This window comes from Streptomyces sp. NPDC059816, from assembly GCF_042732055.1.
Taxonomy (GTDB): Bacteria; Actinomycetota; Actinomycetes; order Streptomycetales; family Streptomycetaceae; genus Streptomyces.
Genome location: NZ_JBHWIQ010000028.1, coordinates 1 through 19,316, shown reverse-complemented (window position 1 = coordinate 19,316; position 19,316 = coordinate 1). Strand labels below are relative to the sequence as shown.

16 protein-coding genes and 1 pseudogene are annotated in these 19,316 nt (G+C 73.0%); 5 read left to right on the top strand and 12 right to left on the bottom strand.

All coding sequences use genetic code 11. From position 1 onward, the window contains the following. Positions 1–2: 2 nt before the first annotated feature. The 7 genes and pseudogenes from ACFV88_RS29480 to ACFV88_RS29450 all read right to left on the bottom strand — a co-directional run. Positions 3–770, bottom strand: coding sequence for an SDR family oxidoreductase (locus ACFV88_RS29480; protein ID WP_385495043.1), 768 nt, complete (start codon positions 768–770; stop codon positions 3–5). Continuing rightward, positions 767–1,642, bottom strand: coding sequence for a TauD/TfdA family dioxygenase (locus ACFV88_RS29475; protein WP_385495042.1), 876 nt, complete (start codon positions 1,640–1,642; stop codon positions 767–769). The genes ACFV88_RS29480 and ACFV88_RS29475 overlap by 4 nt, the downstream gene beginning before the upstream one ends. A gap of 40 nt (positions 1,643–1,682) precedes the next feature. Next, positions 1,683–2,954 (bottom strand): aspartate aminotransferase family protein, encoded by a 1,272-nt coding sequence (locus tag ACFV88_RS29470; protein WP_385495040.1) that lies wholly within the window; start codon positions 2,952–2,954, stop codon positions 1,683–1,685. 61 nt (positions 2,955–3,015) lie between these two features. After that, complete coding sequence (locus ACFV88_RS29465; RefSeq protein ID WP_385495039.1) at positions 3,016–7,284, bottom strand: AMP-binding protein; 4,269 nt, start codon at positions 7,282–7,284, stop codon at positions 3,016–3,018. Continuing rightward, positions 7,281–7,865, bottom strand: coding sequence for a DUF6309 family protein (locus ACFV88_RS29460; RefSeq protein WP_385495038.1), 585 nt, complete (start codon positions 7,863–7,865; stop codon positions 7,281–7,283). Before ACFV88_RS29460 ends, ACFV88_RS29465 begins: the two co-directional genes overlap by 4 nt. 10 nt (positions 7,866–7,875) lie before the next feature. Beyond that, entirely contained in the window at positions 7,876–8,673 is a 798-nt protein-coding gene (locus tag ACFV88_RS29455) for a phytanoyl-CoA dioxygenase family protein (protein ID WP_385495036.1), read from the bottom strand. Positions 8,674–9,620: 947 nt separating this feature from the next. Further along, positions 9,621–9,879: pseudogene (locus ACFV88_RS29450) on the bottom strand (molybdopterin-binding oxidoreductase); the annotation flags it as partial. 323 nt (positions 9,880–10,202) lie between these two features. On the opposite strand from ACFV88_RS29450, the gene sigK reads away from it, so the two are divergent. The 3 genes from sigK to ACFV88_RS29435 all read left to right on the top strand — a co-directional run bounded on the left by sigK (position 10,203) and on the right by ACFV88_RS29435 (position 12,871). Continuing rightward, positions 10,203–10,787, top strand: coding sequence for an ECF RNA polymerase sigma factor SigK (gene sigK / locus ACFV88_RS29445; RefSeq protein WP_385495035.1), 585 nt, complete (start codon positions 10,203–10,205; stop codon positions 10,785–10,787). Next, positions 10,784–11,542 (top strand): anti-sigma factor domain-containing protein, encoded by a 759-nt coding sequence (locus ACFV88_RS29440; protein WP_385495033.1) that lies wholly within the window; start codon positions 10,784–10,786, stop codon positions 11,540–11,542. Before sigK ends, ACFV88_RS29440 begins: the two co-directional genes overlap by 4 nt. 738 nt (positions 11,543–12,280) lie before the next feature. After that, positions 12,281–12,871: a DoxX family protein gene (locus ACFV88_RS29435; RefSeq protein ID WP_385495032.1), complete on the top strand. Its 591-nt coding sequence runs from the start codon at positions 12,281–12,283 to the stop codon at positions 12,869–12,871. 46 nt (positions 12,872–12,917) lie between these two features. Here the strand turns inward: ACFV88_RS29435 and ACFV88_RS29430 are convergent, their stop codons facing one another. The 5 genes from ACFV88_RS29430 to ACFV88_RS29410 form a co-directional block, all read right to left on the bottom strand. Further along, a complete protein-coding gene (locus tag ACFV88_RS29430; protein ID WP_385495030.1) occupies positions 12,918–13,904 on the bottom strand; it encodes an aldo/keto reductase in 987 nt (328 codons plus the stop codon). Between the two features lie 100 nt (positions 13,905–14,004). Continuing rightward, positions 14,005–14,376 (bottom strand): toxin Doc, encoded by a 372-nt coding sequence (locus ACFV88_RS29425; protein WP_385495029.1) that lies wholly within the window; start codon positions 14,374–14,376, stop codon positions 14,005–14,007. A gap of 2 nt (positions 14,377–14,378) precedes the next feature. Beyond that, the gene (locus ACFV88_RS29420; RefSeq protein WP_385495028.1) at positions 14,379–14,621 is read right to left on the bottom strand and encodes a YlcI/YnfO family protein; all 243 of its coding nucleotides are present in this window, start codon (positions 14,619–14,621) and stop codon (positions 14,379–14,381) included. A 64-nt stretch (positions 14,622–14,685) separates the two neighbouring features. After that, positions 14,686–15,468 carry a glycoprotein gene (locus ACFV88_RS29415; RefSeq protein WP_385495027.1) on the bottom strand — a complete coding sequence of 261 codons (783 nt, stop codon included), beginning with the start codon at positions 15,466–15,468 and terminating at the stop codon, positions 14,686–14,688. Positions 15,469–15,470: 2 nt separating this feature from the next. Further along, positions 15,471–16,040: an RNA polymerase sigma factor gene (locus tag ACFV88_RS29410; RefSeq protein ID WP_385495026.1), complete on the bottom strand. Its 570-nt coding sequence runs from the start codon at positions 16,038–16,040 to the stop codon at positions 15,471–15,473. A gap of 534 nt (positions 16,041–16,574) precedes the next feature. On the opposite strand from ACFV88_RS29410, the gene ACFV88_RS29405 reads away from it, so the two are divergent. After that, the gene (locus ACFV88_RS29405; protein ID WP_385495144.1) at positions 16,575–17,357 is read left to right on the top strand and encodes an SAM-dependent methyltransferase; all 783 of its coding nucleotides are present in this window, start codon (positions 16,575–16,577) and stop codon (positions 17,355–17,357) included. A 459-nt stretch (positions 17,358–17,816) separates the two neighbouring features. Further along, positions 17,817–19,271 carry an NAD-dependent succinate-semialdehyde dehydrogenase gene (locus tag ACFV88_RS29400; protein ID WP_385495024.1) on the top strand — a complete coding sequence of 485 codons (1,455 nt, stop codon included), beginning with the start codon at positions 17,817–17,819 and terminating at the stop codon, positions 19,269–19,271. The last annotated feature ends 45 nt before the right edge of the window (positions 19,272–19,316 follow it).

The window sequence follows — 19,316 nt, the reverse complement described above, 5'->3', positions numbered from 1 at the left end:
GTTCACCCACGCCCCACGAACGGCATGGTGGTCGGCAGGACGGTCAGGGACTGGATGTTGGTGTCCAGCGGCATGGACGCCATCAGCAGGACCGCCTCGGTGAAGCGTTCCACCGGGATGACGGCCTCCACCGCCGTCGTGCCGTCCGCCTGGAGCGCGGCCGGCTGCGGACCGCCGTCCAACGGGGCGACGTTGCCGACGTCGATCTGTCCGCAGGCGATGCCGTGCCTCCGGCCGTCCAGGGACAGGACCCGGGTGAGCCCGAGGACGGCGTGCTTGGCGGCGGTGTAGGCCACGGAGTTCGGTCGTGGCACGTGGGCGGACGGCGCACCGTTGTTGATGATGCGTCCCCCCGCCGGGGACTGGGTGCTCATCACCCGGAACGCCTCGCGTGCGCAGAGGAAGCCACCGGTGACGATGGTGTCCATCACCCGCTTCCAGTCGTCGAACGGGGTGTCCGTGATCGGCTGCCGCGGGGCTGCGGCGCCCGCGTTGTTGAACAGCAGGTCCACCCGACCGAACCGGCGGCGAGCGGTGTCGAACAGTGCGGCGACCTCGTCGGGGTTCCTGATGTCGGTGGGGACGGCCAGCGTCCGCGAGGGATCCGTGGCCGCCAGGGTGAGGGTTTCTTCCAGGGCTTCCTTGCGCCGGCCGGCGACGACGACGGACCAGCCGGCGTCGAGCAGCGCCAACGCGCTGGCCCTGCCGAGTCCGCTGCCGCCTCCGGTCACCAGGGCGATCCGGCCGTCGACCGGTGTGCTGGTGGTCATGCGTCCTCCGTGTTCGTCCCTGTGTTCATCCAGATCCTGAGCATCCGCCGGGCTCGTGGACCGGGTTCGTCGACGTACGGGGAGCGTCCGTGCAGGACCCGGCTGTTGCGGATGATCAGCAGGTCGCCCGCGGCCATCGGCAGGCCGAAGGCGATCTCGGGCCGGTACAGGACCTCGTCGAGGACGTCGAGGGCTTCCCACTGGCGGGCCGTCAACGGCGGGCCGCCCCGCTCGGGCGACGACCGCACCGTACGGGTCTGGTAGTAGCAGCCGACGGTGCCGTCCCGTTGGGTGAACAGGATCGGGGAGACGATGACCTGGGGCCCGGCCCGACCCGTGCGGTCGAAGGTCCAGTCCTCGCCGAGCGTGACGAGCACCTCGGGTCGCTCCCGCTGGATGATGTCCCGCACATGGCGCGCGCTCGCCAGTTTGGTGAGCCCTCCGCCCCGTGCCGCGGGTCGCAGACAGAGCAGGACGAGCAGGTCGCAGGTGTCGCAGTGGAATCCCAACTCGGTGGCGCCGTCGCCGTCCTGGTCCCGGAGCACCCGGCTGAGGTCGCCCTCCGCGTTCTGGGCGACGATCTCACCGAGGTCCCGCAGCAGGAACGACAGGGCCGGCACCAGGTCGTCCTCCGGCGCCGCGGGGTCCGCCAACCCGCTGACGTGGGCGATGCCGACGGCACCGGTGCTGCGCCGCACGAAGTCACGTAGCCGGCTGCGGACCGGCGCCGCGCGGTCCCAGTGGCCGGCCCGGGCGTCCGCCCAGAGCAGCCGTCGTTCGTCCGGGGCGAGCGGCAGCGACCACAGCGCGCTGCGGTGCGCCAGCTCGGTGCTGCTCCAGCCGATCTCCGACACGGTGTCATCGCGCGTCACGTGCCCACTTCCTCTCGTCGTCGGGCGCGCTCTTCGGGGCCTACTGCGGGTTCGTTCGGGCCCTCGCCAGGTCCACGGCCTTCGACCACAGGGCCAGTGCCTCGTCGATCTGCTCGGCGGAGACCACCAGCGCCGGGACCATCCTGACCACGTTGAGGTCGATGCCGCAGGTCAGCAGGAGCAGACCCGACTCGGCGGCAGCCTGTTGGGCGTACCGGGCGGTGTCCGGGTCCGGGGAGCCGTCCGGGTGGCGGAACTCGTTGCCCACCATCAGTCCCAGGCCGCGGACGTCCGCGAGGGCCGGCACACCGGCGGCCACCGTCCGCGCTCCGTCGAGCAGCCGGGACCCCTGCTCGGCCGCGTTCTCCACCAGTCGTTCGTCGCGGATGACGTCGAGCGTCGCCAGCGCGGCGGCGCACGCCACCGGGTTGCCGCCGTAGGTTCCGCCCTGGGAGCCCGGCCAGGCGCGCCGCATCAGCTCGGTCGGCGCGGCGATCGCGGAGAGGGGGAAGCCGCTGGCCAAGCCCTTGGCGGTGATCAGGACGTCCGGGACGACCGCCCGGTGGTGCTGGTGGGCCCAGAACCTGCCGGTGCGTCCGAAACCGGTCTGGATCTCGTCGACGACCAACAGGATGCCGTGGCGGTCGGCGCGCTCGCGCAGTGCGGCCAGGAACCCGGCCGGGGCGGGCACGTAGCCGCCCTCACCCAGCACCGGTTCGACGAACATCGCGGCGGTGTCGGCGGGGGCGCTGACCGTGGCGAGGACCCGGTCGAGTCCGCGCAGGGCGTGGTCGACCGCTTCCGGTTCGCTCAGTCCGAGCCGGAACGCGGACGGGTACGGCGCGACGGCGACGCCGGGCATCACGGGCCCGATGCCGGCGCGGAAGCGGGTGCCGGCGGTGGTGAGTGCCGCCGCTCCCATGGTGCGGCCGTGGAACGATCCCTCGAACACGATCACGTTCGCTCGGCCGGTGGCGTGCCGGGCGAGCCGTAGGGCCGCCTCCACCGCCTCGGTGCCCGCAGTGGCGAAGAACAGCGAGTCGAGGCCGGGGGGCAGGACCTCGCCGAGCCGTTCGGTGAGCCGGAGCAGGGGGTCGTGCAGCACGGTGGTGTACTGGCCGTGGATCAGCCGGCCCGCCTGCTCCCGTACCGCCTCCACCACCCGCGGGTGGCAGTGTCCGGTACTGGTCACGCCGACGCCCGCGGTGAAGTCGAGGTAGCGGCGGCCTTCGGCGTCGAAGAGGTGGACGCCCTCGCCCCGGGTGGCGACGACGGAGGTGGCTTGTTTGAGCACCGGGGACAGTTGGGACACGGGGCCTGCCTTCTGTTCGTCTGGGGCGGGGTGCGCATGGGTGGCGGTGCGGCGGCCCCGATCAGGCGGGGCGGTCGTCCGGCCCGCCGGGCGGGAGGAACCCGACGTCGGACGCCCAGCGCAGCGCGGCCGACCACCACTGCGGGGTGGCGGGGGCGAACCGGACGCCCAGCCGGTCCAGTACGGACGTGGTGTAGGAGGTGTCGACGGTGACGTTGCGCTCCTCCTGCGCGGACCAGGCCGCGGTCAGTCCGGCCGCGGCCGGATGGCTGCGTTCGGCCCGGGTGATGGCCGCGGTGAACGTCGCGTCGTCGGTGAGGGCGATCGGATGGCCGTGGGCGGCGAGCCACCCGACGAGTTCGTCGTGCGGCGTCTCGTGCGGCGTCTCGACGTGGTAGGTGCCGGGCGCCGACAGCGGGTGCAGGGCGATCGCCGCGATCCCGGCGGCCACCGTGTCCACGTGGGAGAACGCGAAGGCGGTCCGCGGTCTGCGCGGGGCGGCGCCGGCGAGCAGGTAGCCGCGGATGAGTTGGTAGATCCGGTTGTCCCCGATGTTGGGCTGGAAGGCGCCGCTGCGGCTGTGCGCCGCGATGTGCCCGCTGCGGTGGACGAAGCACTGCCGGCCGGTCGCCGCCCAGGCCCGGACCGTCTCCTCCGCGTCGAACTTGGTGCGCTCGTACGGGGTCCGGAAGTGCTGGCCGATCCACAGGTCGGCCTCGCTGAAGCGCCGGGCGGGCCCGTGGACGCCGCCCGAGACGGCGAGCGTCGACACGTGGTGGAACCGGGCCGCGGGCGTGTGCGCGTCGATCCAGCCGAGGAGGCGCCGTACGGCCGTGTGGTTGGTGCGTGCCAACTCGACCGGTGAGGCGACCAGTCGGACGTCGGCGGCAGCGTGCACGACGATCCGGGCCGTGCGGGCACGGCCGAGTGCGGCCGGGGTGAGGCCCAACCCCTCGCGGTCGATGTCCCCGGCGACGACCTCCACCCGGTCGTCCTGCGCGCCGAGCCGCCGGACCGCGGCGGTGTCGTCCTCGGCGCGCACCAGACAGACCACCCGTGCGCCGCGGCCGGTGAACGCGGTGAGCAGATGGCGGCCCAGGTAGCCGGTGGCTCCGGTGAGCAGGACCCGGGCGGGTTCGCTGACGGTCAGACGACCCGGTACGGCCACCGATGCCCTGGGGCCGGGGTAGAGCAGTTGGCCGGAGGTCGAGAGCCGTGTGGGGGCGGGCGGGACGACCGCGGTGCCGGTCTCGGTCGCCACGGTCCGGGCGAAGGCACCGGCGATGCGTTCCGCGGTCGAGCGGCTGGTGCGTGGTGACGCGTACACCAGGTCGGCCACCAGTCGGTCCTCGACCACACGGGCGGTCAGGCGCAGGGCGTAGAGCGGGTCTCCCGCGGGGCACCTGGCCGCTCCGGCCTGTTCGTCGGCGACGGTCCAGTCCAGTGCCGGTGCGTCGGGCAGCCGGAAGGTCCCCAGGAAGTTGAACCCCGTTTCGGGGCGGGGGCCCGCCACGTCCATCGGGAGGACCGGTACGTCCCGCAGTCGCCGTCCGACGGCCCGCGCCCGGGCGTGCGGCGCCGCGGGCCCCGGTGCGCGGGCGCCGGCGGAGGGGCCGGGGGGATCGGGCGGTTCGACCACGATCCGCTTGACCGCGGTGAACCAGCCGACCGTGTCCAGGTAGTCGCCGGTGTCCCCCGCGCTGTCGCGACCGTGCGTCTCGACTTCGACCGCGAGCCGGGTGCGGCCCGTCGCGAGGGCGGCGGCATCGGCGAACGCGGCGAGCAGGAACGCTTCGAGGTCCGGTCCCGCGCCGTACCGTTCGACCAGACGGGCCGTGCCGCGTTCCCCGAGCGTCCAGGCGAGGGCGACCGGTTGTTCGGTACCGGGTGCCGGTTCGGGGACGGGTGCCGGGAGCGTGGGGGTGGACGGGGCGGGTGCCGGTGGCGTCCGTTCGGCCCACCGGTAGAAGTCCGGGGCCGGCGGGAGGTCGACCGGTTCGTCGTCGAGGGCCGCCCGGTAGGCGTGTGCGAGGTCGTCCAACAGGATGCGCCAGGACAGGCCGTCGACGACCAGGTGGTGGACGATCAGGGCGAGCCGGTCGTCGGTGCCGGGCGGGCCCGAGAACAGGTGGGCGCGGACCAGTCGTCCGGCGGCGGGGTCGAGGCTGCGGTGGAGTTCGGTGCAGACGCCCTCGACGGTCCGGGCGAGCGGGCCCGCTCCCGGGGGCAGCCGGGAGAAGGACAGGGCCTCCACCTCCCGTGCCGGCCGGGCCGCGCCGTAGCCGTCCCGGGTGATGGGCCGCCGCAGTGCCGGGTGCCGCTCCAGGACGGCCGTGAGGGCGACCGAGAGGGACGTGGGGTCGGCGGGCAGCCGGCATCTGAGGACCACCGACTGGTTCCAGTGCCTGGGGTCCTCGACCGACTGCCCGAACAGCCACCGTTGGGCGGGGGCGAGGGTCCGGCCCGCGCCGTCGGTCCGGGCAGCGGCGTTCCCCGGGGCGTGCGTGTGCAGCGGGACGGCGGTCGAGGCCAGTTCGGCCGCGGTCGGACGACGGTAGAAGTCCTCGTACGCGACGTGCAGTCCGGACCTGCGCAGGAACGCGATGGTGCGCATGACGAGGATCGAGTCGCCGCCCAGGTCGAGCACGTCGGCGTGCTGCCCGACCGTGGGCAGGCCCAGTGCGCCGGCCCAGAAGTCGGTGATCGCCCGGGCGAGGCCGTCGAGTCGGCGGTCCAGCGGCGCACGTCCCGGTGCGGCCCGTTTGGCCCGGGCTTCGACGGCTCCGGTCAGCAGGGCGCCCAGACGCTTGCGGTCCAGCTTGCCGTTGGGGCCGATCGGGAGCTCCGGCAGGGCCACGATCGGCTGCGGGACGGAGTAGCCGGGCAGCCGGTCGTGCAGGTGGGAGCTGAGCCCCTCGATCGCCGCATCAGTGCCGGCGCCGGCGACCAGGCGTACCGCGGCCACGAGTTGGTGGCCGACCCCGGTGTCGCGCAGCAGCACGGCGGACTGGCTGACGCCGGTGAACTCCTGCATGACGCGCTCGACTTCGGCGAGGTCGACCCGGAAGCCGCGGACCTTGACCTGTCGGTCCGAGCGGCCGACGAAGACGAGGTTCCCGTCCGCCCGGCGACGACAGAGGTCTCCGGTGCGGTATGTCGTCCGTCCGTCGACGTGGGCGAAGCTCCGTGCGGTTTCGGCGGGGCGACCGTAGTAGCCGGCGCTGACGCCCCTGCCCGCGATGTGCAGTTCCCCGACGGTGCCGTCGACCGCCGGCCGTCCCTCGCCGTCCACGATCCTCAGGGCGACCTCGCCGATGCCCGTTCCGATGGGGACGGTCGTTTCTTCGGCGGGGAGTTGGCGGGCCGTCGAGGCGAGGAAGCAGGTGGCGCCGACGGTCGTCTCGGTGGGGCCGTAGTGGTTGACCACGCGGGCCGTGACGCCCGTGTCCAACAGGGTGGCGGCGAACGAGCGGGACAGCGGCTCACCGCCCAGGAGCACCGTGTGCAGCGGTGGACTGGTGGGCGGCCGGCACTCCAGCAGCGCGGCGAGGTGCGAAGGCGTCGTCTTCAGGGCGCTCGCTCCGGCGTGGTGCAGCGCTGGCCAGAAGGCGGTCGGGTCGCGGACCTCCCGGTCGGAGACGACGTGCGCGGAGCCCCCGACCGCGAGGGCGAGCAGCCAGGCGGTGTGGCCCAGGTCGGCGGCGAGCGTGGTGACGTGTGCGATCCGCGGGGGGTCGGTTGCGGTGTACCCCAGGCGGTTCGCCAACGCCCGTGCGTAGTGGACCGCGTTGGCGTGGGTGACGGCCACGGCCTTCGGCTGTCCGCCCGAGCCCGAGGTGAAGGAGAGGTAGGCCAGGTCGGTGGCCGCGCCGGGGGCGCGGGGCACCGGCGGGCCCGTGGGTCCGGCGGCGGCCCATCCGTCGATGTCCATCCGTTCGGTCGGGCAGGGGGGCGCACCGGGGGGCGCTGCGTCGGTGGTGAGCACGCGACGGACCCGAGCGGTGTCGAGGCGCCGGCCCAGGTCGTGGGCGGACCATTCCGGGTCGGCCAGCACGGCCGCGGCTCCCGATCGGAGGACTCCGTGGAGCAGGGCGATCATCCGGGCGTCCCGGGGCCCGACGAGGGCCACCCGGTCGTGCGGACCGATGCCGTGCTCGGCCAACCGGATCGCGACCCGGTCCGCCACGGCGTCCAGCGTCGCGTAGTCGAAGGCGCGGGTGCCGTCGGTGAGGGCCGGGCGGTGTGGGTGGGCCCCCGCGACGGACGACAGCAGCTCGGGCAGCGAACCGGTGGACCGAGTCGACCACGTCGGTCGCAGCGCTGAGGTCACGCCTGCTCGTCCCCCGTCCCGGCCCGGGGGCGGTGTTGTCGCGGGTCGGGCGGCGGGGCGTCGGGGAGGACGCCCGAGACGAACGCGTCCAGCTCCGCCCCCTCGGGCAACCGTCCGACCAGCTCCCACGAGATCATGCGGTGCAGGCCGTCGATGTGGATCAGTCCTTCCCGGACCAGGAGGTCGGAGTAGTCGGAGTGGTCCATCGGGCTGGTGCTGAGGAAGACGGGGGTGAACGGTGCCCACTCCAGCAGGGCGAGCTTCGCCGCGCAGACCGGGTTGGCGCGGTACCACGGGGGTCCGTCGGACTGGATGCGCCCCGCCGCTTCGGCGACGGTCAGTCCGGTCCGCGGCACCAGTTCGCGGGCACCGCCCTCGCTGAGGTGCCAGGGCAGGACGACGCCGAGCACGTCGGCGCGCGAGAGCCGTACGTGCCACCAGCCGCCCTTGAGCTGATCGGCGCGTTCCAGGCTCTCCACGCCTTCCGGGTTGCTGTTCGCCTCGTGCGTGCGCTCCACCGGGTGGTCCCGCAGATAGGCGGCGAGGACCTCGGCGAAGGTGACGGGGGTGACGATGTCCAAGCGATGCTCCTCAAACGGCTCTGGTGTACTCGGTGAAGTGTCGCTCGGCGAACAGCTCGGGCCACTGGCCGTCGGCCAGGCCCAGTTCGCGGGCCCGGGCGAGCATCTGCCGCCAGTGGGGCTTCACCGGCCGCCATCGCGCCCCGACCTGGCAGTAGGACGCGTCGATGAAGTAGCGGGCTCTGCCCGGACCGTCCGGAGCGGGTCTACGGGTGTGGAACAGGGCCGAGTTGAGCAGCACGGTCGTGCCGGGCGGCAGCCGGTCGATGACCACCTCACCGGTGAGTTCATCGGTGCCGTGGTGGGCGAGGGCGGCCTTGTCGACCGAGCGGCGGTGCGAGCCGGGCAGGACCGCGAGGCTTCCGACCTCTTCGTCGAGTCCGCCGAGGTAGTGGAGTGCGTGCACCATCAGGAGCGAGGGGTCAGAGCGGTCGTTGGGCTCGCAGTCGTGGTGCCAGGACTTGCCGCCGATGTCGGGGGCCTGCCGGTCGCTGTGCAGGTGGTGGAAGACGAACGACGGCCCCATGAGGCGGGACAGGGTCCGTAACAGCGGTACGTGGGTGAGAAGTTCGCCGTGCGCCGTCAGCTCCAGTTCGAGGAGCGGGGGCGGTCCGTTCGTGAGGGGGTCGGCGCAGGAGGCTATCGACCGGGCGCGCAGGCCCTCGTCCACCCAGCGGTCGACTTCGGGGACGAGTCTGGTCCGGAGCGATTCCGGGAGCAGCCCGGGCAGTACCAGGTACCCGGCTTCGGAGAACTGACGTCGTTGCGCGGCATCGAGGGCTTCACACCCTCCGGAAGACGGCGGCACCGAACCTTTCCACCCCTTTCGAACGACGCGACGCGCAGCCGAACGGAACACATCGAGCAGCAACGGGTTCGAGCTGGCACATGAGGTCATCCAGACTTCGGGCGGCGTCGCCATCCGTGAGCACCGCGACCGAGGCGCGATCGCCACGAAGAGCCAGCCATTGATCACGCAAGGTAGTCTGCGGTTGGGAGTATGGCCCGCCGTTCTCGTTCGCGACAAGACCACGATCCACCGACCGGCGCCTTCCCGCCGCCGTGCCGTTCAACACCGGCCATGAGTCGGCTCGCCCCCCACTGACCTCGTAGGTCCCGGCCTCACCAGGGGTGGGGCGCGGGCTGCGTCACGGGGTGGGCCGGTGCGGTGTCGGGGCCGGTGGATGCGAGGGCGTGGTCCGGTGGGGCGCCGGGCCGTCGGGGCGGGGGAACGCGGCGGGGCGCCGGTCACCGTGTGGGGGTGGCCGGCGCCCGGCGTCGTTGCAGGTGACGGAGCGGCAGGGGGTCCACTGCTCGGTCGGGAACCGGTGACGAAGGGGGGCCGCCGTGCGGTCGGGCCGCGGTGGGCTTCGTGGCCGTGCGGGCGCTCCTTCGGCATGAGGACCGTGTCGATGAGGTACACGGGGGCGTTGGCCGTCCTGACGTTGCCGCAGACCACGTCGGCCGTGCCGGTGGCCCGGTAGGAGGTTCCGGAGCCGCTGGTGGTGGCCTCGCCCTTGTGGAGGGTCTGGAAAGAGCCCTTCCGCAGCTCCTCGGGGGTCAGCTCCTGGCCCCGACGTGGTGGGTGAGGTGGCCTCGTCCGTGAGCACCTCGTCGAGGTCGGCCGGGGGCTCTTGGCGAACGCCTCGTTGGTGGCGATCGGGGTCCTTGGCCATGCCGTCGAAGGAACCGGCGCCGTCCTCGGGCACAGTGGCGCAGGCCGCGCCGAACGGCCGGGGGCTGTCGTCCCCAGTGTCGGACGGCTCCGGTCCCGTCGGTGGCACGGACGGTGCGGGTGCGTCCGCCGGGGACCGACCGCCCGCCAGCGGTAGGTCCATGGGCGCCAGATGTCGGTGGTCACCTGGACGGCGAGGTCGGCGTCCGGCCAGGGGCCGTCGACGACGCGGACGATGGCCCGGCGCTGGGCCCAGGCCGCGCCGGCGACGGTGCCGGCGCTGAGGCGGGCGAAGGGCCTGGGGGTGTCGATCCGCGCCTGGGTCCTGATCGGGTCGCGTCCGGCCCGGTTGCGTCCTGGTCGGCCCCGCCGCCCGGGAGGAGGGACGGCGCGGGGGACGCGGACGGCGGTTGCGGCGCCGGTCGCAGGGCTGGGGCACACTCCCCGGGGTGCGGCGCCAGACCGCGCCGCAGACCGGCCGGAAGGTGACACCCATCCGCGGGCACCTCCGTGACGAACACCCCATGAGCTGCTCCGCACCGCGCGTGCCCAGGGCGGCCGCCACCGCGACGCCGAAGGACTCCCATGCGATGGACGCCCCCGAACCGATCGACCCCCACCGGCCCTTGCTCACGTCGGTCCCCTCAGCGGGGGTCCGGGCAGTGAGCCGTCCCTTGCCGCTCGGCACCGGCGGCACCTCGCGCGCCGACCTGGCCGAACTGATGGCGGAGGTCGCCCGCGGTGACCGCCAGGCGTTCTCGGGTCTGTACGACGCGCTCGCGCCGCTGGTCTTCGGCATCGTGCTCAAGGTGGTGCGGGACCGGGCGCAGTCGGAGGAGGTCACCCAGGAAGTGATGATCGACCTGTGGCGGCAGGCCGCCCGCTATCGGCCCGCCTCCGGCAGCGTGACCACCTGGGCGGCGACGATCGCGCACCGCAGGGCGGTGGACCGGGTCCGCGCCGCGCAGGCCGCCACCGACCGTGAGCGGGCCCGGGCCGCCCGCGAGCACCAGTCCCCCTTCGACGAGGTGGTGGAACAGGTCGAGACCCGATTGGAGAGCGAACAGGTCCGCCGGTGCCTGAACGGGCTCACCGAACTCCAACGCGAGTCCGTCACCCTGGCTTACTACCGTGGTCTGACCTACCGCGAGGTGGCGCAGACGCTTCGCACGCCTCTTCCGACCGTCAAGACACGCATGCGCGACGGACTGGTCCGGCTGCGCGACTGCATGGGGGTGACCGTATGAAACCGCACCACGAGAGCCCGCCCGACCCGCACGCCCTCACCGCCGCCCATGCACTCGACGCCCTGGACGCCGACGAGCGGGAAGCCTTCACGGCGCACCTGGCGCACTGTGCGGCGTGCCGGCGGGAGACCGCGGAGTTCGCGGCGACCGCCGCCCGGCTCGCCTCGGTCACGGCGCAGGCCCCGCCCGCCCCGATGAAGCAGCAGGTGCTGCGTGCGGTGGACGGGGTGCGGCAACTGCCCCCGCAGGTCTCCGGAACCGTCCCGGCGCTGCTGCGCACCCGGGCCGGCCGCCGGCTCCCGCGGCTGGTGGTCGCCGCCTCGCTGGCCGTCGCCGCCGCGCTCGCCGGCCTCGCCGTCCAACAGCACCGAGAGGGGGAGCGGGCCGCTCAACGCGCCCAGCAGGCCCGCCAGCAGCTCCAGGACATCGGCGCGGTGCTCGCCGCTCCCGACACCCGCACGGTCCGGGGACGGGCCAGCAACGGCGCGCACGCCCTCGTCGCCGTGTCGCCCCGACAGGACAGGGCCGTCTTCACCGCCGCCGGTCTGCCTGCGGCGGGGAACGGCAGGACCTATCAACTCTGGCTGAACCGTGACGGCGCGATGCGACCGGCCGGGTTCATCGACCGCGACGGCACCGTCCTCGTCGAGGGCGCCACCGGTGACGCCCGTGCGCTCGGCCTCACCCTCGAACCCGCCGGCGGGTCGCCCCGGCCCACCACCCCGCCCCTACTGCTGTTGTCCCTGCCCGCCTGAGCCGTCCCGCTCGGCCCCCGGCCCTCCGCCCCCGGCACCCGACAGCGCCGGGGGCGGAGGGCCGAGCGGGACGGGCAACTCGACCGCCGCACAGGCGAGATCTCCTCAACGGCGCAGCAGAAATGGGACCTGACGTGGTGTTCCCTCTTGACCGGAAACCGTCAAGGAGTATGGTCTAGACCAAGCATGTGCGCGGGTGCGCCTCATGACCGTCGGCAGCTGGTCCCCCACCACCGGACTGCCGTCAGGCCCACCCGCACCGTCACCGTGCCACGCTCCGGCGTGACCTGAGCGGTGACGTGCGCCCCCCACGCAAAGGAGTTGCCATGCCGGGTACCCAGAGGACGGCCGCCGCCTGTGCGGACCTCATCCCTCTCCTGGTCACGGACACGCCGCCCCGAACGGTCGGCAGCCCCGGACGTCACGTCCTCCTCTCCACCACCGGCCGAACTCAGCGAGTCCGACCGGCGCGCTCGGGCGTGAACACGCGCTGACCGCCGCGGCCGTCGCCGCCACTGCCCGGGGCCGGAGCCGCCCCGGGTCGTACCCGTCACCACGACGTTCCCACCACACCCCCGCCCCCGCGTCCGCGCCGGCCTCCTGCCGCCGTGAGTCAACGGGTCCGGCGCGGGTTCCGTAGGAGCACCCGTGGTTCGGCGTCCGGCGGCGACCCCTCGCACCGTCCGTATCGGACGGGCGGCGACACCTTCCACACACTGATGGGCAGGAGAGTCCGCAATGACGGTAGGAAACACCAGCGAGAGCCGCGTCTCCGCTTCGGGACAGCGGGTGCTCACCCGACGCACCACGGGGGCCCACGTGCGTCCGCGGGCCCAGCGCCGCCCACTCAGCGGCGCCGCCGACAACATGGCCGTGCGGATCACGGTCCGCGGACCCTTACTGCTCCGGATCTCCGTGGGCGTGGTCTTCCTGTGGTTCGGCGTCCTCAAACTCTTCCCCAACATCAGCCCGGCGGAAGGGGTCGCCGTCAGAACCACCACCAAACTGACCTTCGGGCTCCTCCCCCAGGACTTCATCGTCCCCCTGCTCGCCCTGCTGGAGACGGCGATCGGGATCGGTCTCGTCACGGGGCTGCTGCTGCGCCTGACGCTCGTCGTGTTCTTCGGACACATGGCCGGGGTCTTCTCGGCGCTCTTCCTCCTGCACGACGAGATGTGGCGGGACGGCCTGCCGGTCCCGACGATGGAGGGTCAGTACATCCTCAAGAACGTCGTCCTGGTCGCCGCCTGTCTCATCGTCGCGGCCGACGAGTGGAACCGTCGCACCGCCTACCGGGTTCGGATGGCCCACGGACTCACCGACCGTTGAGGCGCGTCCGCGCGGCCCCGCATCCCGGGGCCGCGCGGACCGTCGTTCAGTACGCCCCGTCGAGCCTGGCCCGCTGGGCGGGGGTCAGTTCCAGGTCCACGGCGGCCAGGCTCTCGTCGAGCTGGGCGACGGAGGAGGCACCGACCAGCGGCACCACGGGTATCTCTCCGCCGATCAGCCAGGACAGCACCACCTGGTTGGCCGTCGCACCCGTCTGGGCGACCACCTCCGCCAGGGCCGCCAGCCGCACGGGCGTTCCCGCGTGGTCGAGGGCCGGGCCGAGCGGCTTGTCGTCGCGGACGTACGCGCCGCTGAGCAGCGGGGTGTAGGCGACCAGGGCGAGCGAGGGGTCGTCCCGCACGTAGCTCAGCAGATCGCCGTCCACGATGCCGTAGGCACCGTCCGACGAGAGGGCGTCGGGCTGGTCGGTGCGGCGGCGCAGATAGCTGTGGCTGTACTGGAGCACCTCGTACGCGGGCAAGCCCGCCGCCGCGGCGATGGCCCGGGACCGTTCGACCTTCCACGCCCAGTGGTTGCTGACGCCGAGGAGGCCCACGGTGCCCTCGGCGACGAGGGAGGCGAATCCCTCGACCGTTCTCGCGAGGGGTGTCGACGGGTCCTCGACGTGGGCGTACAGCAGCGGGAGGCGGTCCATGCCGAGCCGTTCGCGGCTCTGTTCCGCGGCGACCCTGATCGCCTCGGGCGAGAGTCCCTCACGGTTCTCTACGAACCCGGTGCCGGGTGCCAGGGGCCGGGCACCCATCTTCGTCGCGATGGTGATCTCGTCGCCGACGCCGCGGCTGGCGCGCCAGCGGCCGAGGACGCGCTCGCTCTCGCCGCCCTGGCCGTCGTTGAGCCAGTAGGCGTAGTTGTTGGACGTGTCGATGAACGTGCCGCCGGCCTCGACGTACCGGTCGAGGATCGCGAAGGACGTCTTCTCGTCGGTGCGCGTGCCGAACAGCATCGCTCCCAGACTCAGGACGCTCACCTGGCGACGGGTGGCGGGGTCGGTGCCGATCTGACGGTACTTCACAGGTCTCCCCAGGTTCCGGGCCCCGGCGGTGCACGGGGCGCTGAGGTAGACCCTCCCGGCTGGAGTGCGCTCCAAGTCAAGGACGGCCGGTGGCAGAACCTCAGATGCGCCAGGAGCGGATGCGGTCGGCGGCGTCGTAGGAGTCCGTGCTGCCGTGGTCCAGATCGCGGGCCAGGTCTATCAGCGCACCGTAGGGGGCGTCGATGCCCTCGCCCGCGGCGTGCATGTACGCCACGGCGATGCCCGCCCCGAACAGGGCGTTGCGGGCGGGGAGCGGACGCAGTCGGACGATGGTGTGCATCAGCACGGCGGCACGCCAGGCGTTGTCGACCGTGGCGCCGACCTGGGGGGTGTTGACGCGGTGGCGACCGACGGCGGCGACGAGGGCCGAGAAGTCGTGGACCGCGGGCTGCTTGGGCATGACCTCCGTCTGGCGCTCCAGGAGCCATCGGATGTCGATGGAGAGTTCCATGGTCAGGCTGCCCGTCCCGACGCGTCCGCTCGGGCGTCATCGGGGAACGCCTGGTCGAAGGCGTCCGCGTGGTCGCTGACGAAGGAGCGGAAGACCTCGGCGGCGCCTTCGAGTCGCGGATCGCGGACCGCCGCGTGGGCGGCCCGGGTGATGAGGGCGGTCACCGTGGTCCCCTCGGCCTCGGCCCGCTCTTGGAGCAGGGCGTGGAGTTCGTCGGGGACCCGGATCGTCACTGGCTTCGACATGACCCGACCGTACAGCACGGCGTACAGCACCCACAGGCCCCGCCGGCGGCGGATACGGGGGCGGTCACGGGCGCGGTCCGCCCACGGTCCGGAATCCGCGTCCGGCCGTGCTCACCGACCTCCACGGCCGCGGGGCCGACTGTTGCTGGAGGGCGCTGAGGCTGGGGTCCGGCTGGGGGATCTCCCCGAAGAGGTCGTCGTCGCGTTCCACGGGAAGGCTGAGGATGAGGGCCTGGACCCGGTTCGGCAGCGTGGGCCGGTCGCCCTGGCGGCAGCGGCTGAGCAGGTCGTGGCGGATGCTGTCGGGCAGCAGGTGGTGCGGCACCGATGCCGCGGTCTGCGGGGATCCGCTCCGTCTCCGCAGGCGCCACCGCCCGGTGCTCCTTCGGGGCGTGCCCGGTGCGCTCAGCTCCGCGCTCTGGGCGCGCCAGTACCGTGCGTCGCGGAAGTCGGCCCGTTGTTCGTGGAGGAGGAAGAGGCAGAACGCGGCGTTGGCGTTGCCGCTCCCGGCCGCGAACTGCCACCAGAACTGGGCGCCTTCGGGATGTCCGGCGAGGTGGAGCAGCGCGGCGAAGACGACCGCCCCCCCGGGGTCGATGCGGTCGTGGTCGAGGAGCCGCCCGAGGCTGGTGGCGGCGCCGGGTGCGTCGACGATCAGGGTCGCGGCCAGGTCGAGGTCACGGACGGCCTGTTCCGTCCGGGTGAGCGTGGTCCGCGGCCCTGCCTCGGGGATCGCGTCGGGGCCGAGCCGGTCCAGGGCGTCGTCGGTGTCGTAGGTGTCGTACTCGTGGGCCAGTACCTGTGCGTCGCGCAGGGCGGCGTCGATGTGGAGGGGGGTGGCGGGCACGGTCACTTGGTGTCCTCGTCCTCGTAGCGCATGTGGAGCGCTGTCGCGAGCCTACGGCGGGCGTAACGGATGTGGGACCGAACGGTTCCGGTGCGGATGCCGAGGAAGGCGGCGGTGTCCTCCTCCGTGCAGGCGAGGACGAAGCGCAGGACGATCACGTCCTGCTGGCGTTCGGGAAGCTCGGCTATGGCGCTGTAGAGGCCGATCTCCTCGCTCAGCACGGCGAACTCGTCGAGCATCTCCTGGAGGAGGAGGCGTCGGATGGCCTGCTCGAAGGCCGCGGTCCCGACGAGTTGGGGAGTGCGGTCCCGAGCGGCCAACCAGTCGTCGACCTCCTCCTTGAGGAGGGTCCAGGCGTAGCGGGGCACTGACTCCTGCCTGAGTGCGTGGTCCCACGTCTGGCGTAGGCGACCAAAGGCGTTCTGCACGACGGTCTCCGCGGCCCGGCCGCCGACCTGGATGTGGGCGTACCGCATCCAGAGCTTGCGGTGGTAGGCGTGGAACGCATGGAAGGTGACGGTTCGGGCCCGTTGGGTGGCGGCCCGGGTGGCGGGTGGGCGCGGGTAGGTCACGGGCGCGCTCCCCCGGGGGGTGCGGCGGGACAGCGGGGCCGAGGGCGTGCGGCGTGGTGCGCTCCGGCGTGTTCGGTGGTGACCGCGCCGGCCGCGCGGACCCGGGGTTCCCGGGGTCGCAGGGAGCGGGTGGTGTCCGTTGGCACAGGTGGTCCTTTGAGGGTGGTCCGGGGAACCGAACCGGTCGCCACAGGGCCGGTGTCGGTCGGGAACGTACTCCCACTTGCCAGCCAACCGGACGGACGGGCCGTCCGTGCAGTCCACCCTTCGAACTTCTTCGCATCCAGTGAAAGTATGATTAAACAAGAACAGTTGACGTCCCCTCAGGTCTGTTCGAGACCGTGGCCACCCGGGCCGGCGCGATGGCGCGAAGGGGTTGCCGGCAGCGGGCCGAGCGGGTGGACTGGCCTCGGGCCGGCCGCCGCACCGAGCGGCGTCCGGCCCGGATCCAAGACCGCAGGGGGTTCCTCCAGGCGGGCCCCGGAACGAGGAGAGAACGGAGACGGCGTGAGCGACGGCACGGTGGATCTGAAAATGGACCAGGCGCACTCGGCCCGGATGTACGACTACTACCTGGGTGGCATCACCAACTTCCCGGCGGACCGCGAGGCCGCCGCCAGGACGCTGACGGTGTTCCCCTCGGCCCCGATCGCCGCCCGCCTCAACCGGCGGTTCATGCACCGTTCCACGCGTCACGTGGCGACCACGCTGGGCCTGCGGCAGTTCCTGGACATCGGCACGGGCATCCCCACCTCGCCCAATCTGCACGAGGTGGCCCAGGAGGTCATTCCGTCCTCACGGGTGGTCTACACGGACAACGATCCGATCGTCCTCGCGCACGCCCGCGCCCTGCTGCTCAGCCGTCCCGAAGGGGCCACGGCCTACATGGAGGCCGACGCACGGGATCCGCAAGCGATCCTGGACCACCCGACGCTGGGCGCACACCTGGACCTCACGGAGCCCATAGCGCTGAGCCTGATCGCCCTCCTGCACTTCGTTCCCGACGAGGACGACGCCTACGCGGTCGTGGAGCACCTCAAGAAGGCCCTGCCCTCGGGCAGCACGCTGGCCATCAGCCACGCCACTCCGGACTTCGACCCTGAGGGCATCGCCCGGGTCACCCAGACCTACGCGGCGGCCGGAACCCGGGTCAAGGCCCGCACCCGCGACGAGATCAGCCAGTTCTTCGCCGGCTGGGACCTGCTCGACCCGGGCGTCGTGCCCACCCACCGGTGGCACCCGGACCCGAACGACACCCTGCTCACCCTCACCGACGCCGACGCCTCCTGCTACGGGGCCATCGCGCGCAAGCCCTGAGCGGCTCCCCGCCCGCGCGGGCCGGCGCGACCGGCCGCGCACCCGGGTGGTGACCGTCGACGGGACGGACCGCCCCGGGATGCGCCGGCGCGCAGAGGACGGCGTCGGTCGTCGCCGACCACGACGTCGACCCGCGCGGCGGCGCCCCGCGGACGGGAAAGCCCCGCGAACGCCCGGTGCGCGCCCGCCCCGCCGTCGGATGCGACGGCCCCTCACACTCCCCCGAATCCCCAGCGCCCCCAGCGCCCCGGCGGCCTGGCGGCCTGGCCATTTGTGCGTGCCCGCCGCCCCTCTGGCGCCCGAACACGCCCAGATACTCCTCTTTTCTTCGGTACGAGACCTCTCGACCGTCCTGCCGCGCGGCCCTATATTGAGGTGATTGGCTTAGCCACTTAGCCGTAGCGGGTCGGACGGTCGATCCGCTGCACGGCGCCCACCGATGCAGCCCGGAGCCCTCATATGAAACTCACCGAAGCCCTCGACCAGTGCCCGACCGACCTGTTCGTCGACGGCGACTGGCGCCCCGCCTCCGACGGGCGTCGGATCGACGTGCACGACCCCGCCACCACCGAGGTGATCGCCTCGGTGGCCTCCGGCGGCGAGGCCGACGGGCTGGCAGCGGTCGACGCCGCGGAACGCGCCCTGCCGGGCTGGGCCGCCACCCCGGCCCGGGAGCGCTCCACCGTCCTGCGCCGGGCCTACGAGTTGATGACCGAGCGCACGGACTACTTCGCGACGCTGATCAGCGCCGAGAACGGCAAGGCGCTGCCCGACGCGCGGGCCGAGGTCGCCTACGCCGCCGAGTTCTTCCGCTGGTACGCGGAGGAGGCCGTACGGCTCGCGGGAACGGTGCAGCACGCTCCCGCGGGTGGCTACCGCATCCTGGTGGACCGGGTGCCGATCGGGGTCGCCGTCCTGGTCACCCCCTGGAACTACCCCGCGGCCATGGCCACCCGCAAGATCGGGCCCGCGCTCGCCGCGGGGTGCTCGGTGGTGCTCAAGCCCGCCAGCGACACCCCGCTCACCGCGCTCGCGGTCGGCGCGCTGATGGCGGAGGCGGGCGCGCCGGCCGGGGTGGTCAACGTGGTGCCCGCCGACCGGTCCGGGGCGGTGGTCGGCGCGATGCTCGCCCACCCGGCCGTGCGCAAGCTCTCCTTCACCGGTTCGACGGAGGTCGGGCGGCGGCTGCTGCACAGCGCGGCGGACCGGGTGCTCAGCACCTCGATGGAGTTGGGCGGCAACGCGCCCTTCCTCGTGTTCTCGGACGCCGACCTGGACGCGGCCGTGCGCGGTGCGATGCTCGCGAAGATGCGCAACGGCGGGGAGGCGTGCACCGCCGCCAACCGCTTCTACGTCCACGAGTCCGTGGCCGAGGACTTCGCGTCCCGGCTCGCCGCCGCCATGGCCCGCCTGAGGGTCGGGCCGGGGCTGGAGGCGGACACCGAGGTGGGGCCGCTGGTCAACGCCGACACCCGTGACAAGGTGGCGGAGCTGGTCGCGGACGCCGTGACCCGCGGCGCCCGGGTCCGGACCGGGGGGCGCGCCCCGGAGCGGACCGGCTACTACTACGAGCCCACGGTGCTGGACGAGGTGGCGCCCGGCTCGGCGGTCCTGACGGAGGAGATCTTCGGGCCGGTCGCCCCGATCGTGCGGTTCCGTGACGAGGCGGAGGCCGTTCGACTGGCCAATGCGACCGAGTACGGGCTGGTCTCGTACGTCTACACCCGTGATCTGCGCCGTGGACTGGCCGTCTCGGGCGCATTGGAGTCCGGCATGGTGGGCCTCAACCGGGGCATCGTCTCGGACCCCGCAGCCCCGTTCGGGGGGATGAAGCAGAGCGGGCTCGGTCGCGAAGGGGGCCATGAGGGCATCCTGGAGTACACGGAGGCGAAGTACATCGCCACCGACTGGTGATCCGACAGCCACGGCCGGGGGCCCGTCGCACCTGTGGGTGCGACG

Excerpts from the sequence above, each read along its gene's own strand:
- ACFV88_RS29480 (WP_385495043.1), bottom strand. The coding sequence starts at position 770 with ATGACCACCAGCACACCGGTCGACGGCCGGATCGCCCTGGTGACCGGA.
- ACFV88_RS29440 (WP_385495033.1), top strand. The coding sequence starts at position 10,784 with ATGAAACCGCACCACGAGAGCCCGCCCGACCCGCACGCCCTCACCGCC.
- ACFV88_RS29435 (WP_385495032.1), top strand. The coding sequence starts at position 12,281 with ATGACGGTAGGAAACACCAGCGAGAGCCGCGTCTCCGCTTCGGGACAG.
- ACFV88_RS29425 (WP_385495029.1), bottom strand. The coding sequence starts at position 14,376 with ATGGAACTCTCCATCGACATCCGATGGCTCCTGGAGCGCCAGACGGAG.
- ACFV88_RS29420 (WP_385495028.1), bottom strand. The coding sequence starts at position 14,621 with ATGTCGAAGCCAGTGACGATCCGGGTCCCCGACGAACTCCACGCCCTG.
- ACFV88_RS29405 (WP_385495144.1), top strand. The coding sequence starts at position 16,575 with ATGGACCAGGCGCACTCGGCCCGGATGTACGACTACTACCTGGGTGGC.
- ACFV88_RS29400 (WP_385495024.1), top strand. The coding sequence starts at position 17,817 with ATGAAACTCACCGAAGCCCTCGACCAGTGCCCGACCGACCTGTTCGTC.